Source organism: Sphaerotilus hippei, from assembly GCF_003201595.1.
GTDB lineage: Bacteria > Pseudomonadota > Gammaproteobacteria > Burkholderiales > Burkholderiaceae_C > Sphaerotilus > Sphaerotilus hippei.
This window is the reverse complement of the sequence record NZ_QJJS01000003.1, coordinates 16050-31168: the sequence shown is the minus strand read 5'-3', so window position 1 is coordinate 31168 and position 15119 is coordinate 16050. Positions and strand designations below refer to the sequence as shown.

Below are 15119 nucleotides of genomic sequence, written 5' to 3'. Positions count from 1 at the left end.
CGATGCCCGGCCGCCCTTGCCCTGAAACGCACGGCATTCCACCCGCATCTGTGGCGACGGCATCGACCCCGGGCACCATCGACCGCACCGGCACCGCCCTTGCTGCGACACTGCCGGCTTCACCGACTCGGCACGACCCCCATGCTTGTTTCCCACGCGATCGCCCTGAGCATCCACCTGCTGGCCGCCACCTACTGGGTCGGCGGCATGGCGGTCATGCACACGGTCGTGCGCCCTGCCGCCGCCCGCACGCTGGCGCCCCCGCTGCGCCTGCCCTTCATGGCGGGCGCGCTCGAGCGCTTCTTCCGCGGCGTGACCGTGGCCATCGCGGCGCTGGTCTTCAGCGGGCTGGCGCTGCTGCACCTGCGGGGCCAGGGGGCCCAGCTGCACTGGGGCCTCGACACGATGCTGGCGATCGCCGGCCTGATGATCGCCATCTTCGTGCGCCTGCGGTTGGTGATGTTCCCGCTGCTGCGTGCCGCCGTCGATCGCGGCGACTGGCCCCGGGCGGCCGACGAGCTCGCGCGCATCCGCCGCCTGGTGCTCGTCAACCTGGGCCTGGGCAGCCTGGTCTACCTGGTGGTGCTGATCGGCCGGGTGCTCTGAACGCCCGGGCCGCACTTTGCATTACATTGGCGCCCTTTCCCAACGCGCGCCGGACGCCTGCCGTCCCGTGCACAGAGAGTCCCCATGCTGGCTTATCGACACGCCTTCCACGCCGGCAACCATGCCGATGTCCTCAAGCATCTGGTGCTGGTGCAGGTGCTGCGCCACATGGCGGCCAAGGACAAGCCTTACCGGCTGATCGACACCCATGCGGGCGCCGGCTCCTACATCCTGACCGCACCGGAAGCGCAGAAGACCGGCGAGTACGAGCAGGGCATCGCCCGGCTCTGGGGCCGGCGCGACCTGCCGCCCGCCACCTCCGACTACCTGCAGCTGGTGCGCAAGTGCCAGGCGCCGGGCGCGACCACGCTGACCCACTACCCGGGCTCGCCGCAGCTCTCGCGCATGCTGCTGCGCCCGCACGACGAGCACCGGCTCTACGAGCTGCACCCGACCGACCACCGGCTGCTGGACGGCAACTGGAGCGGCTCGCGCGGCACCATGGTGTTCAAGGCCGACGGTTTTGCCTCGCTGCGCAGCCAGCTGCCGCCGCCGTCGCGGCGCGCGGCCATCCTGATGGATCCGTCCTACGAGCTGATCACCGACTACGCCAAGACCGTCGCCGCGGTGAAGGACGCGCTGAGCCGTTTCTCGCAGGCGGTCATCATGATCTGGTATCCGCAGGTCAGCCGCCACGAGGCCGCCCAGTTCTGCAAGCGCCTGGAGACGCTGGCCCCGGGCAGCTGGGTGCATGCACGGCTGAGCGTTCAGCAGGTCGATGCACAAGGCTTCGGGCTGGCCGGCAGCGGCATGTTCGTGATCAACGCGCCCTACACGCTGGCCCAGACGCTGAGGAAGGAGCTGCCCTTCCTGGTCTCGGCGCTGGCGCAGCACGATGGCGCCAGCTTCACGCTCAACGAACGCGCGGTCTGAGCACCGCGCCGGCCGGGCGCCTCAGCGAGGCGCCTCGGGCAACTCGATCTTGACCTCCAGCACCTCGAGGTTCTCCTGACGCTCGAGGTGCACCCGGATATCGTTCGGGTTGATCGAGACGTATTTCGAGATCACCGCCAGCAATTCGCGCTGCAGGGCCGGAAGATATTCCGGACCGCGCGAATCCGAACCCCGCTCGTGGGCGAGGATGATCTGCAGCCGCTCCTTGGCGACACGGGCGGAGGTCTGTTTTTCTCCGACCAGGAAAGACAGGAAACCCATCGTTCACCTCCCGCCGAACAGCCGCTTGAAAAAGCCCGGCTTGACCACTTCGATGAAACGCATGGGACGCTCTTCTCCGAGAAAACGCGCGACCAGGTCCTTGTAGGCCTCGGACACGTCGGTGCCCTGGCTGTGGATCACCGGCGAGCCCTGGTTGGACGCCTGCAGCACGACGTCGGACTCCGGGATGACCCCGATCAACGGGATGCGCAGGATCTCGTGGATGTCCTCGAGCGAAAGCATGTGCCCGCCTTCGACGCGGTTGGCGTTGTAGCGGGTGATCAGCAGGTGCTCCTTGACCGGCTCGGCGCCCTCGATCGCACGACGCGTCTTGGAGCTGAGCATGCCGAGGATGCGGTCGGAGTCCCGCACCGACGACACCTCGGGATTGGTCACCACCAGCGCCTCGTCGGCAAAATGCATGGCCATCAGCGCACCGGTCTCGATACCCGCGGGCGAATCACAGACGATGTATTCGAATCCCATCGCCTTGAGTTCATCGAAGACCCGGCCGACCCCTTCCTTGTTCAGGGCCTCCTTGTCGCGGGTCTGGGACGCGGCCAGCACGTGCAGGTGCTCGCAGAGCTTGTCCTTGATCAAGGCTTGATTGAGGTTGACCTCGTTCTGGATCACGTTGATCAGGTCATAGACCACCCGGCGCTCGCAACCCATGATGAGGTCGAGATTGCGCAGACCCACGTCAAAATCGATCACGACGGTCTTGTGGCCGCGCAGGGCCAGCCCCGACGCGAAGCTGGCACTCGTGGTGGTCTTGCCCACCCCACCCTTGCCGGAAGTCACCACGACGATCTTTGCCATCTTCAAAAATCCTTTCAGCTGCCTGTGTATCAGAGTTTCAGGCGTTCCACGACCAGCTTTTCACCGTCCAGACGAATCTGTGCAGGACTTCCCAGCACATCAGCAGGCAGAGGATTCTCGGTGGTCCGGTAGATGCCCGCAATCGATATCAGCTCGGGTTCCATGCAGGTGGAAAAGATGCGTGCCGAAATATTGCCCCGGGCTCCGGCGATCGCCTTGCCCCGCAAGGGCGCATACACGTGCACGCTGCCGTCGGCAATCACCTCGGCACCGTGGTTGACCTGCGCCAGAACCACCAGATCACCACCCCGGGCATAGACCTGTTGACCCGAGCGCAGGGGCTTGTCGACCACCAGCATGTCGCCGGCGACCGCCACCTCGCGGATCACCTCCAGCACCCCGGTGTCGCCCGCGGGCTCCACGCTCGCGCGGGCACTGACGCTCACCTCCTCGCTGCACAGCGCCAGGCCGGCCAGGGCCGCGGCGTCCATCTGGGCGGGCGTGCCGCTGCGGGCGGCCACCGGCAGCATCTTGTAGCGCCGCAGCAACTCCAGGCATCGCGCCCAGTCGATGGTCTGCTCGGGCTCCGTCAGCGCTGACAGATCGAGCAGCACGGCCTCGTGCGAGAACAGATCGGGCGTCTGCGAAAACCGCCGCTCCAGCTCCAGCTCCAGCGCAGCGGGGTCCGCGGTCCGCAAGTGCACCGCCAGCAGGGACCAGGTGGCACTCTTGAGCTCGAAGATCCCGGGGGCATTCCCCGCAGTGATGGCTGGCATGGGTCGACGATCACTCGAAAAGAAACGAGTTTAATGCCCGGATCGCAGCTTCACGGCAAAGCGCGGCCGGGCGGACGCCTCAGATCCGATGCCGGACCGCAAAACGGACGTGTCTCACGAACCGTCGGCGTCTTCCACCAGGAAACCGCCGCTCTGGTGCGCCCACAGGCGCGCGTAGAGCCCGCCGCGGGCCAGCAGGCTGGCGTGGTCGCCCTCCTCGACGATGCGGCCCCGGTCGAGCACGACCAGCCGGTCCATCGCGGCGATGGTCGACAGCCGGTGGGCGATGGCCACCACGGTCTTGCCCTCCATCAGGCGGTCGAGGCTGGACTGGATGGCCGCCTCGACCTCGCTGTCGAGCGCGCTGGTGGCCTCGTCGAGCAGCAGGATCGGCGCATCCTTGAGCATCACCCGGGCGATCGCCACCCGCTGGCGCTGCCCGCCCGACAGCTTGACGCCACGCTCGCCGACATGGGCGTCGTAGCCGGTGCGCCCGCCCGGATCGCTCAGCCCCTGGATGAAGTCATGTGCCTCGGCCCGCCGGGCGGCGGACTCCATCTGCTGGTCGCCGGCGTCGGGGCGACCGTAGAGGATGTTGTCGCGCACCGAGCGGTGCAGCAGCGAGGTGTCCTGCGTGACCATGCCCACCTGCGAGCGCAGGCTGTCCTGGGTGACGAGGGAGACGTCCTGGCCGTCGATCAGCACCCGGCCCGACGCGACGTCGTGGAAACGCAGCAGCAGGTTGACGATGGTGGACTTGCCCGCACCGGAGCGCCCCACCAGGCCGATCTTCTCGCCGGGGCGGATGTGCAGGTCGAGCCGGTCGATGACGGCGCGCTCGCCGCCGTAGCCGAAGGTGACGTTCTCGAAGCGGATCTCGCCCCGGCCCACCTGCAGCGGCCGCGCCTGGGGCGCGTCGACCACCGTGTGCGGCCGCGACAGCGTGCCGATGCCGTCCTGCACCGTGCCCACGTGCTCGAAGAGCATCGCCATCTCCCACATCACCCAGTGCGAGATGCCGTTCAGGCGCAGGGCCATCGCGGTCGAGGCGGCGACCGCGCCGATGCCGACCTCGCCGCGGCTCCACAGCAGCAGCGTGGCCCCGCCCGTGGCCAGCACCAGCAGCATGTTGAGCAGGTGGTTGGCGACCTCGAAGCCGCTGACCAGGCGCATCTGCCCGTGCACGGTCTGCATGAACTCCTGCATCGCCGAGCGGGCATAGGAGGCCTCGCGCTGCGCATGCGAGAACAGCTTGACGGTGGCGATGTTGGTGTAGGCGTCGGTGATGCGCCCCGACATCAGAGAACGGGCGTCGGCCTGCGCCTTCGACACCTTGCCCAGGCGCGGCACGAAGAAGCACAGCACGCCCAGGTAACAGACGAACCAGCCCAGGAAGGGCAGCAGCAGCCAGCGGTCCAGGCGCCCGGCCACCAGGGTCATCGTGACGAAGTAGATCATCACGAACACCAGGATGTCGGTGAGGATCAGCACCGCGTCGCGCACGGCCAGCGCGGTCTGCATCACCTTGGCGGCCACCCGGCCGGCAAACTCGTCCTGGTAGAAGCTCATGCTCTGGTCGAGCATCAGGCGGTGGAAGTTCCAGCGCAGGCGCATCGGGAAATTGCCGGCCAGCGTCTGGTGCTTGAGCAGGGTCTGCAGCGCCACCACCACCGGGCTGAAGAGCAGCAGCGCCACCAGCCCCAGCAGCTCCCAGCGCCGGCGCTCCCAGAGCTGGTCACGCGGGGTCTCGCCCAGCCAGTCGACGATGTTGCCCAGCACGCCGAACAGCACCGCCTCGAAGGCACCGGTCAGGGCCGTGCAGATCGTCATGATCAGCACGAACGGCCTCACCCCGTCGGAGCAGGACCACAGGAAAGCGGCCAGCCCCGCCGGCGGGGGATCCGGCAGGCGTGCCGGATAAGGATCGACCAGTCGTTCAAAAAACCGCAGCACCCGCCTGGCTCCCTTGCTGGATGGGCGCCGTGCGCCCGCCCCGGCGGAGCAGGCCGGCAACGGCGCAACCCGCTAGCCTAGCGGAATCCGCGTGTCAGAGCGTCAGGAACGGACGAAAGCGCTCCAGCAGCTTCGGCCCGATGCCACGCACGGCCAGCAGATCGTCCAGCTGCGCATGGGGCCGCCCGGCGACGATCGCCCGGGCCACCGCTGCCCCCAGCCCCTTGACGGCACTGAGCTGCTCGACGCTGCCGCGGTTGACGCTGACCCGGACCTCTGCAGGCGATGCCGGCACCGCCGCGGCCGCCGCTGGTGCTGGTGCTGGTGCTGGTGCTGGTGCTGGTGCTGGTGCGGGTGCGGGTGCGGGTGCGGGTGCTGGTGCTGGTGCTGGTGCGGGTGCGGGTGCGGGTGCGGGTTCCGGTTCCGGTTCCGGTTCCGGTTCCGGTTCCGGTTCCGACGGTGCAGGCTCGACGAGCGCCTCTTCGGCGGGGACCTGGACGGACCACAGCGCGTCGTCGAGCCATCGGTAGTCACGCGCCAGCCAGCCCAGCGGGGTCCACTCCCGCAGCATCAGGCACGGCCGGCCGGGCTGCTCGCTCAGGGTCACGTCCAGCGGCGCGGGGACGATGCGGCCCGCCCCGTCCAGCGTGCCCAGCGGCCAGGTGGACAGGCACATGCCGGTGAACGCGCCGCCGTCGAACGCCCCGCTCAGGCGCCACAGCTCGAGCGCCAGGTCGCCGCTGACGGAGCCGGCGTCACGCGGGTTGTCGATGGCCTCGACGTGGAGGGTCCCCTCGCCAGGCTCACCACCCGACCGGGACCGCCATGCGACGGCGCCGGCCAACCGGGGCTGGATCCACGGGTACGGGGCCTCGAAGGCCAGCGCATCCAGGCCTGTGAGGCCCGACCCGCCGGAGGCCGGCGTGCACAGGACCAGCACCAGGCGCCAGACGGCCGGACCGGCCGGTGGATGGGCGACGGTCCAGCCCGACAGCTCGAGGCCGCCGGTCGCATCCACCATCAGCTGCCCGTCCACCAGTTCCGCCACCTTGACCACGGCCGGCGTCGCCTCGTCCAGCGCCCACAGCTGCAGGATCAGCGGGCCACCGCCCTGACGCAGGCCCACCGCGCTGGCGACCTGCGCCTGCAGGTGCAGGTGGTCACCGTCGAGCCGGAACGAGGCCGGGCCGCTCAGGCGGAAGCCGGGGGCGTGATCCCAGATCAGCGGAAGGGAAAGGTGCAGAGACGACGACTTGGGCATGCGGGCTTTTCAGGAAGAGGAGGAGGCGAAGGCAAGGACGGGCCGGGGATCGGCTCCGCCCGGACTGCGGCGCATCGTAGTCGCACGCCGTGAGTCCGCCGTGAACGGCAGGTGACAAGTGCAAGGGCCGTACCCGAGCGTCGCCGCCCTGTCACGGGCCGGCGCTAACTTGCCGCTGCCATGAACGATCAGCCCCTCACCCGTCGACACTGCCTCGGCCTGCTGGCCGGCGCCGCAGCCACCGCCCTGCCGGGCTGCGCCAGCCGGGGCACGCCACCCTCCACCTCGGCCACCCCGCCCGCCACCCCCGACGTCGGACACAGCCGCCTGCTCGGTGCCTCGCCCCGACGGCCCGGCCACGACATCGCCCCCTTCTCGGCATCGGTGGCCGATGGTGGCCTGCCGGCGGGCTGGATGCCCTACCGCCTGCGCCGCGACAAGCCCTGGACCGACTACGGCACCGCCCATGTGCACGGGCGCACGGTCCTGCGCGCGCAGGCCGACCGCGGTGCCACCGGCCTGCGCTGCCCGGTCGACCTCGACACGCGGGAACGCACGCAGCTGCGCTTCAGCTGGTGCACCGACCATGTGCCCGCCCGGGCCGACGTCGGCGACGGAGACCTCGACGACTGCCCCGCCCGCATCGTCGTCGCCTTCGACGGCGACCTGCAGCGGCTGAGCCTGCGCGACCAGATCTTCTACGAGCAGGTGGAGCTGTTCACCGGCCAGATCCTGCCCTACGCCACGCTGATGTACGTGTGGGACCGCCACCAGCCGAGCGAGGCGCTGGTGTCCTACGCCCGCACGCAGCGCATCCGCTACCTGGTGGTCGAGAGCGGCCCGGGGCGCTGCGGCGAATGGCTGCACTATGAGCGCGACCTCGAGGCCGACTACCGGCGCGCGTTCGGCGAACACCCGGGCCGCGTCACCAGCGTGGGGGTGCTGACCGACAGCGACGACCTGGGCGAGCCGGTCAACACCTGGTATGGCGACATCTCGCTGTCGGCCCGCTGAGCGGGCCGACAGCATCCCCGCGTCGGCGGGTCCGAGGTTCAGTAGATCTCGGGCACGAACAGCTCCGGGGCCACCGGGTTGCGCATGTAGTCGTCGTGGCGGACCCGCGGCGGCAGGATCACCGGCGGGTGCTCGACCTCGACATAGGGCATCTGGCTGAGCAGGTGGTGGATGCAGTTCAGGCGCGCCCGCTTCTTGTCGACCGCCTGCACCACCCACCACGGCGCCTCGGGGATGTGGGTGCGGTCGAACATCACCTCCTTGGCGCTGGTGTAGTCCTCCCAGCGGCGGCGGCTCTCGAGGTCCATCGGGCTGAGCTTCCACTGCTTGAGCGGATCGTGGACCCGGCTGAGAAAGCGCACGCTCTGCTCCTCGTCGGTGATCGAGAACCAGTACTTGACCAGCTGGATGCCGCTGCGCACGAGCATCTTCTCGAACTCGGGCACCGAGCGGAAGAACTCCTCGTACTCCTCGTCGTCGCAGAAGCCCATGACCCGCTCGACCCCGGCGCGGTTGTACCAGCTGCGATCGAACAGCACCATCTCGCCAGCCGCCGGCAGGTGGGCGACATAACGCTGGAAATACCACTGCGTGCGCTCGCGGTCGTTGGGCGCGGGCAGCGCCGCCACCCGGCAGACCCGCGGATTGAGCCGCTGGGTGATGCGCTTGATGGCCCCCCCCTTGCCCGCCGCATCCCGCCCCTCGAAGATCACCACCACCCGATGGCGGGTGTGCTGCACCCAGTCCTGCAGCTTGACCAGTTCGCCCTGCAGGCGGAACAGCTCACGGAAATACATCTTGCGGTCTTCGCGCGCCTGGGGCGTGCGGGCGGCGTCGCCGTCGGCGATCAGGTCGTCGACCTCCTGCTCGAGCTCCTCGTCGTAGCTGTCGATGGCCTCCTCGCGCAGGCGGCGCATCAGCGCCTCGTCGACCCGGGCGTGCATGTCGTCACTCATGGATAACGGACTCCTTGAAGAAGTCACCAGCCTGACACAACAGGATGTCGGTTTGATGAGCCCGCGCCATCACCGCTCGCCACCCCGCGCGACAGGCCACCCGGCTCTCGTGCCCGCGCACCCGAACCGATCAAGTCGTGCAGCAATTCACGATCTGCTCGCAATTGGGACATCTGCTATAGACTTGAAACAACTTGTTTCTTTTCGCCGCAGGGACCCCTCCATGAATCGACCGCACCCGGCCCGCCCGGCGACCCGGGCGTGAACCCCGAGCTCACCACGCTGGCCCTGTGCCTGGCGGGGCTGCTGATCCTGAGCGTGCTGCTGCGCCAGGCCCGTCGGGGCGGCGTGCCGCCCGGCCCGGCCCGGGCGGCGTGGCCGGTCGCGCCGTCGACACCCGCCGGCACCACGCCGGTCCCGCAGGAGCCGGCGCCGCGGGCGCGTCACTTCCGCGACACCCTGGATCAGGCGCTGCAGCGTGGCGAGCGTCACCTGGGCGGCCAGGCGGTGGTCGACCTCACGGCGGAGACGCTGCACCAGCCCTGGCCCCTGCGGGAGGCCGAACGCCGTTCGGGCCTGACCCGGCGCCTGTGGCGGGTGCAGGGAGACTGCCACCTGCCCCACGCGATGCGCTTCAACGGCGAGGTGCTCGCCCACGGACAGATCGTGACCGCGCCGGGCGGGCTCTACCACGCGCTGATGGCCGGCTCGCGCCTGCACCTGGCACGGCGCTGCCACCTGCACACCTGGGGACATGCCGGGCAGGTCGACATCGAAGGGGGCGCACGGCTGTGGGGCACGGTCAGCGCCGACCACGCCATGCTCGTGGCCGCGGGGGTGGAGTTCCACCACCTCAGCGCCCCGGTGCTGCGTTTCACCGGCGACTGGTGGCCGGCCGGCACGGCACTGGCCGGCGCGGTGGTGGCGCCCGACGAGCAGGAAGGCGTCAGCTGGGACCCGGTGGCCCGGCGCGGCGACGCCTGGCGATCGGCCCGCTTCGCGCCGCTGCGGTCCTGGCAGGGCAGCCTGTTCGGCCGCGCGGACCTGTCGCTCGGCGAGGGCAGCGAGGTGCATGGCCACCTGCGCGCGCGGGGCGAGCTGACGCTGAAGGCCGGCACGGTCGTGCACGGCAACGTGCTGGCCGCCGGCGAGATCTTCCTGGCGCCGGGGTGCCGGGTGTCGGGTCACCTGATCTCGGAGACGGCGGTGCACATCGCCGAAGGCTGCGTGATCGGTCGCGGTGACCCGCCGATCACGGTGCGGGCCCCCCGGGTGGACATCGATCCGGGTGCCGTCGTGCTGGGCGAGGTCTGGTCGGGATCCCGGCGGATGCCCCCGCGTGCGCTGCCCGGTCGCCCGCCCGCCCCCGCCGATGGCCTGCAGGCGGCGGACCCCGAGGTCCGGCGCCTGGGCACGCTGGTCGGCCCCTGGTGGCTGGACCTGCCCGCCGCCCCCTGGCAGGCGTCGCAGGCCGGGCAGCGGCTGCTGGTCGCGGGTTCGCTGGACATCCCGCCGCTGCACGCCTGGCAGGGTGAACTCGAGGTCCGGGGCGACCTGGGCATCGGCGCCGGCAGCCGCTGCCTGGGCGCCGTGCGGGCCGACGGGGACCTGCAGATCGCGGCCGGCGCCCTGGTGCTCGGTGACCTGCACTGCGGCCGCACGCTGCAGCTGGCCGCGGGCAGCCGGATCGGCGGATCGATGCACGCCGGCAGCGCCATCCACATCGGCCCGGGCTGCACGCTGGGCACCCCGGACCAGCCCGTGCGGATCAGCGCACCGGTGGTCAGCATCGCCCAGGGCGTGGTGCTGCACGGCGAGGTGATCGCCACCGACAGCGGTCGCACGGTCGGCACGCTGGCCGACCCCCTGCCGCCCGAACCGCAGGCGCAGGAGAGCCTGTGGGCCGACACCGCCCTGATGGAGTCCGAGGACTGAACCTGGGCGCAGCCGGCACGGAAGCCGGCGCACAGGGCCGACCGGCGTGGCACACTGCGCGCCCGTTGCTCGAGAGCCTGAACCCGTGACCACCACCACCTTCGCCCTGCACACCGATTTCCTGGCCCTCGATGCGCTGCTGAAGGCCACCAGCGTCGTGCACAGCGGCGGAGCGGCCAAGGTGCTGATCCAGGACGGCGGCGTGCGGGTGGACGGGCTCGTCGAGCAGCGCCGCTCGTGCAAGATCCGGCCGGGCCAGGTCGTCGAGGCCCTCGGCCAGCGCATCGTGGTGAGCCGGGAAACCTCCGGCGACGCGGCCTGAGCGCCCTGCGCCCGCGGCCTCAGCCGCTGACGAGCACCATCTCCACCGACGCCTGCTCGACCCGGTTGCTGCCGTACTGCTTGGCCCGGCGCAGGGCGTCTTCCGCCCGCTCGTAGAGGCGCTCGAGCGAGGTGGAGGCGTCCGGCGCGGCGATCGCCAGGCCGGCGGAGATGCTGATCTGCACGGTCGCCCCGGGCGTGATCACCTCCATGGCCAGCACCGCCGCACGCACGTCCTCGGCCAGGCGGCGAGCACCCGGCGCGTCGGTGGCGGGCAGCACCATCGCGAACTCCTCCCCGCCCAGGCGGCAGAACACGTCGGAGGAACGCAGGCGGCTGCGCACCACCTCGGCAAAGGTCTGCAGCACCAGATCGCCGACACGGCGGCCATGGCGGCGGTTGACGACCGAAAACCCGTCGATGTCGATCAGCACCAGCGCCACCGACTCGCGGCTGCGGCGAGCCAGCAGCAGCTGATGCTCGAGCAGCGCGTCGGCCGTGCTGCGGTTGAGGCAGCCGGTGAGCGAGTCGTGGCTGGCGGTGTCCTTGATGCGGCGGGTCGCCAGGTCGAGGCGCGCCAGCAGCAGCGACCAGCCCATGGCCGTGACCAGCGCCACCAGCGTCAGGGCCGCGACCACGGGATCGACCGGACCCGGCCAGCCGGAGGACAGGGGCACGACGGTCTGCAGCGCCAGGGCGGCAGGGGCCAGCCGCATCAGCATGATCAGCGGCAGCAGCAGGCGGGCGGAGCCGAGCGCCTGCGCGGCATTCTCGACCGGGCGCCACAGCACCCACAGGCCCGGGATCAGCAGCACCACATCACAGGCCGCCAGCAGCAAGGCGCGCACCCCGGCGTCGACGGGGCCCAGCGTCAGCACCGGCAGGGCCAGCAGCACGGCTGCGACCAGCCACCACTCGGCGCCGGCCCAGCCCACGCCCCGGGCGCTGCGATGCAGGCCCATGGACCAGACCGCCGTCGCACCGGCAAACAGCCCATGCCCGGCCAGCCCGACCAGCACCTGCTGATCGGTCGAGGTCAGGCGGGTCAGCGCGACGAGGCAGGCCAGGCTGCCCACCGCCAGCACGCTGGCGGTCATCCACTCGAACAGGCCGTGGCGTCGCCCAGCCAGCGAGAGCCGCGCCGTCAGCACCGCGGCCGACGCGACGCCCACCAGGACAAGCAAAGACAGGAGCAGCGCAGTCAGCAGCGCAGGAAGTTCAGCGGTCATGGACACAGCAAGTTCATACCAATGCACGAGTATCGGCGCAGCGGGCGGACATCATCACTCCCGATTCGGCAAATCACACACTGTATTGACATCCGGAGCCCGGATCGGAAATTGTGTACACGGCCACACGCCCGCAAAGACCCCTTGGAGTGTGCGATTTTTCATGTTTTTGCGTTCTAATGCCCATCCGGGGGATCACACATTTACAGGAGGAATCTGTCCATGGACATGCAGACCATCAACACGTTTCTGAGCACCACGGCCATCGAACTGCTCATCAAGGTCGGGGCCGCGATCATCTTCTGGATCGTCGGCCGCTGGCTGATCGGCAAGGTCGTCACGCTGATGCAGGCGGCCATGAACCGCAACCAGGTCGACCCGACCCTGACGAAGTACCTGGGCTCGATCGTCGCCATCGCGCTCAACATCACGCTGGTGCTGGGCATCCTGGGTTACTTCGGCATCCAGACCACCTCGTTCGCCGCCATGCTGGCCGGCGCGGGCGTGGCGATCGGCGCGGCCTGGAGCGGCATGCTCGGCAACTTCGCGGCAGGCGCCTTCATGCTGGTGCTGCGGCCGTTCAAGGTCGGTGACTTCGTCAGCGTCGGCGGCATCACCGGCACGGTGACCGAACTCGGCCTGTTCGCCACCACGCTGCTGACGCCCGACAACGTCTACACGCTGGTGGGCAACGGCAAGGTGTTCGGCGACACGATCCAGAACTACTCGCACATGCCGGTGCGCCGCGTCGAACGCACGGCCCAGCTGGCCGGCAGCGTCGACCCGCTCGACGCGATCGTGCGACTGAAGGCGGCCATCGCCCAGATCCCGAACGTGGCGACCAGCCCGGCCCCGGAAGTCAACCTGCTGGACTTCAAGCTCGAAGGCCCGGTGATCTCGGTGCGCCCCTACACCCACACCGACCACTACTGGCAGGTCTATTTCGACACCAACGAGGCGATCGCCCGGGTCGGCAAGGAAGCCGGCTGGCCGGCCCCGGCCTCGACCCAGATCCACCGGGTCACGCAGGCCTGAAGATCCTCCAGCGCCACCCCGTCGCCACGCTGGCGACGGACGCCGCACGGCCACCCATCCCCCTGGGTGGCCTTTTTTTCGTGAAGGAACGGACTCTGATGCGGAAACCCAGATCGTGCTGGACCGTCCACACGGAAATACCCTATAATTGGCGGCTGCGCTGAGCTACGGTTCGCCGCATAGTTCCGTACATCCCCTCTGGCCTTCCCGTTTTCCCTCATCCTCCAGCGCCTGGCAGTTCTCCTGCCGGGGTGGGCATGCAGGCGCGGTCGGCGGCGATGCTGTTCGACCCCGGTGGGCTGATTCCCCAGGCGCATGGACGCCTTCTTGCCGACATTGCGCGTGACGGATGACGCGCTGTGGTGGCTTGCCCGCCTTGTTCTCGTTGCCATTCGGCGACGGGGCACTCCACCCGGCCGATCGTCGCGACGACGGCCAACAGAGCACATACACCATGACGTTTGAAACCCTCGGCCTGCACGAAGTCCTCCTGAAATCCCTGACCGACTCCGGTTACGAGAACCCCACGGAAGTCCAGGCCCAGACCATTCCCCCGGCCCTCGAAGGCCAGGACCTGCGCGTCTGCTCGAACACGGGCAGCGGCAAGACGGCGGCCTTCGTGCTGCCGGCCCTGCAACGTGTGCTGGCCGCCCGCCAGGACCCCACCAAGCGCCGCCCCAAGGGCGCGGTCAGCGGCCCGCGCATCCTCGTGCTGGCACCGACCCGTGAACTGGCGCTGCAGGTCTCCAAGGCCGCCTCGACCTACGGCAACCACGTCACCGGCCTGAAGGTCGCGACCGTCGTGGGTGGCGTGCCCTACGGCGCCCAGCTGCAGGCCCTGCGTGGCCAGCTCGACATGCTGATCGCCACCCCGGGTCGCCTGATCGATCACCTCGAGAGCGGCAAGGCCAACCTGAGCCAGGTCGAGATGCTGATCCTCGACGAAGCCGACCGCATGCTGGACATGGGCTTCATCGAGGACATCGAGCGCATCGCCGCCGCGCTGCCCGAATCGCGCCAGACCGTGATGGTCAGCGCCACCTTCGCCGGCCAGGTCGGCCGACTGGCCGACCAGATCCTGCGCGACGACGCGCTGCGCATCGAGATCACCAGCCACACCGACACGCACGACAACATCGAGCAGCAGCTGCTGTGGGCCGACAGCCTGGATCACAAGGCCGCCCTGCTGGAGCGCCTGCTGACCGAACGTGACATGCAGCAGGCGGTGGTCTTCACCAGCACGCAGCGTGACGCCGACGAACTGGCCGCCCACCTGTACGACCTCGGCCATGCCGTGGCCCCGCTGCACGGCGGCATGCCGCAAGGCCGCCGCACCCGCACGCTGATGGCCCTGCGCCGCGGCGAGCTGCGCATCCTGGTCGCCACCGACGTGGCCGCCCGCGGCATCGACGTGCCGACGATCAGCCACGTGATCAACTTCGGCCTGCCGATGAAGGCCGAGGACTACGTGCACCGCATCGGCCGCACCGGCCGTGCCGGTCGCTCGGGCAAGGCCGTCACGCTGGCCGAGCGCCGCGACGTGTCGATGATCCGCCGCATCCAGCAGTTCACGACGCAAGCCATCCCGGTCACGGTGCTGGAAGGCCTGGAGCCGGAGCGTCCCGCTCCCGACATGAGCATGCGCAGCGGCCCGCGCCGTGACATGGGCCATCCGGGTCGCCGTGCGGCTCCTGGCGGCCGTGGCGGTCCGCGTGGCTACGAAGGCGATCGCCGCGATTCGCGTGGTGACGCACCTGCCGGCTTCCGTCCGGAAGGCCACCGCGGCCCCCGTCCGGGCCACCAGCCCGGCGGCTTCGGCGCCCCTTCGCGTCCGGCCTTCGGCGACCGCCCGCGCAGCGCCCACCCGTCGGCCGGTGGCCGTCCGCGCCCCGAGCGCGCACGCTGATCGACCCGATCCCGGCCGCTTGGCGGCTGTGGTGCGATCCATGAAAAAAGCGGCTTCGGCCGCTTTTTTTGTGCCTGGAGTTCCTGCAACGAA

Annotated in this window: 14 protein-coding genes; 7 read left to right on the top strand and 7 right to left on the bottom strand. The window is 69.8% G+C overall.

Features of this window, described 5'->3' with window-relative positions:
* Positions 1-141 precede the first annotated feature (141 nt).
* Positions 142-606: a CopD family protein gene (locus C7444_RS03870; protein ID WP_110399520.1), complete on the top strand. Its 465-nt coding sequence runs from the start codon at positions 142-144 to the stop codon at positions 604-606.
* 84 nt (positions 607-690) lie between these two features.
* On the top strand, positions 691-1539 hold the full coding sequence (locus C7444_RS03865) for a 23S rRNA (adenine(2030)-N(6))-methyltransferase RlmJ (protein WP_110399519.1): 849 nt from the start codon (positions 691-693) through the stop codon (positions 1537-1539).
* A gap of 21 nt (positions 1540-1560) precedes the next feature.
* Here the strand turns inward: C7444_RS03865 and minE are convergent, their stop codons facing one another.
* From minE to C7444_RS21015, 5 genes are all read right to left on the bottom strand, one after another.
* Complete coding sequence (gene minE, locus C7444_RS03860; RefSeq protein WP_110399518.1) at positions 1561-1821, bottom strand: cell division topological specificity factor MinE; 261 nt, start codon at positions 1819-1821, stop codon at positions 1561-1563.
* Positions 1822-1824: 3 nt separating this feature from the next.
* Entirely contained in the window at positions 1825-2640 is an 816-nt protein-coding gene (gene minD / locus C7444_RS03855; RefSeq protein WP_110399517.1) for a septum site-determining protein MinD, read from the bottom strand.
* A gap of 29 nt (positions 2641-2669) precedes the next feature.
* Positions 2670-3416, bottom strand: coding sequence for a septum site-determining protein MinC (gene minC / locus C7444_RS03850; protein ID WP_110399516.1), 747 nt, complete (start codon positions 3414-3416; stop codon positions 2670-2672).
* A 114-nt stretch (positions 3417-3530) separates the two neighbouring features.
* Positions 3531-5369: an ABC transporter ATP-binding protein gene (locus C7444_RS03845; protein ID WP_110399515.1), complete on the bottom strand. Its 1839-nt coding sequence runs from the start codon at positions 5367-5369 to the stop codon at positions 3531-3533.
* 94 nt (positions 5370-5463) lie between these two features.
* Entirely contained in the window at positions 5464-6630 is a 1167-nt protein-coding gene (locus tag C7444_RS21015) for a ComEA family DNA-binding protein (RefSeq protein ID WP_146219344.1), read from the bottom strand.
* A gap of 180 nt (positions 6631-6810) precedes the next feature.
* Between C7444_RS21015 and C7444_RS03835 the strand changes: the two genes are divergently transcribed.
* A complete protein-coding gene (locus tag C7444_RS03835; protein WP_110399514.1) occupies positions 6811-7644 on the top strand; it encodes a DUF3047 domain-containing protein in 834 nt (277 codons plus the stop codon).
* A gap of 38 nt (positions 7645-7682) precedes the next feature.
* Here C7444_RS03835 and ppk2 read toward each other — a convergent pair whose 3' ends face one another.
* Positions 7683-8600 (bottom strand): polyphosphate kinase 2, encoded by a 918-nt coding sequence (ppk2, locus tag C7444_RS03830; RefSeq protein WP_245909400.1) that lies wholly within the window; start codon positions 8598-8600, stop codon positions 7683-7685.
* A 261-nt stretch (positions 8601-8861) separates the two neighbouring features.
* Between ppk2 and C7444_RS03825 the strand changes: the two genes are divergently transcribed.
* Together C7444_RS03825 and C7444_RS03820 are read left to right on the top strand one after the other, a co-directional pair.
* Positions 8862-10535: a bactofilin family protein gene (locus C7444_RS03825; RefSeq protein WP_110399512.1), complete on the top strand. Its 1674-nt coding sequence runs from the start codon at positions 8862-8864 to the stop codon at positions 10533-10535.
* Between the two features lie 85 nt (positions 10536-10620).
* On the top strand, positions 10621-10857 hold the full coding sequence (locus C7444_RS03820; protein ID WP_110399511.1) for an RNA-binding S4 domain-containing protein: 237 nt from the start codon (positions 10621-10623) through the stop codon (positions 10855-10857).
* A gap of 19 nt (positions 10858-10876) precedes the next feature.
* On the opposite strand, the gene C7444_RS03815 is transcribed toward C7444_RS03820, so the two are convergent.
* Entirely contained in the window at positions 10877-12085 is a 1209-nt protein-coding gene (locus C7444_RS03815; protein ID WP_110399510.1) for a GGDEF domain-containing protein, read from the bottom strand.
* A 222-nt stretch (positions 12086-12307) separates the two neighbouring features.
* Here C7444_RS03815 and C7444_RS03810 point away from each other — a divergent pair, with 222 nt between their 5' ends.
* A complete protein-coding gene (locus C7444_RS03810) occupies positions 12308-13120 on the top strand; it encodes a mechanosensitive ion channel family protein (RefSeq protein WP_110399509.1) in 813 nt (270 codons plus the stop codon).
* Between the two features lie 454 nt (positions 13121-13574).
* Complete coding sequence (locus C7444_RS03805) at positions 13575-15026, top strand: DEAD/DEAH box helicase (protein WP_110399508.1); 1452 nt, start codon at positions 13575-13577, stop codon at positions 15024-15026.
* Positions 15027-15119: the final 93 nt, after the last annotated feature.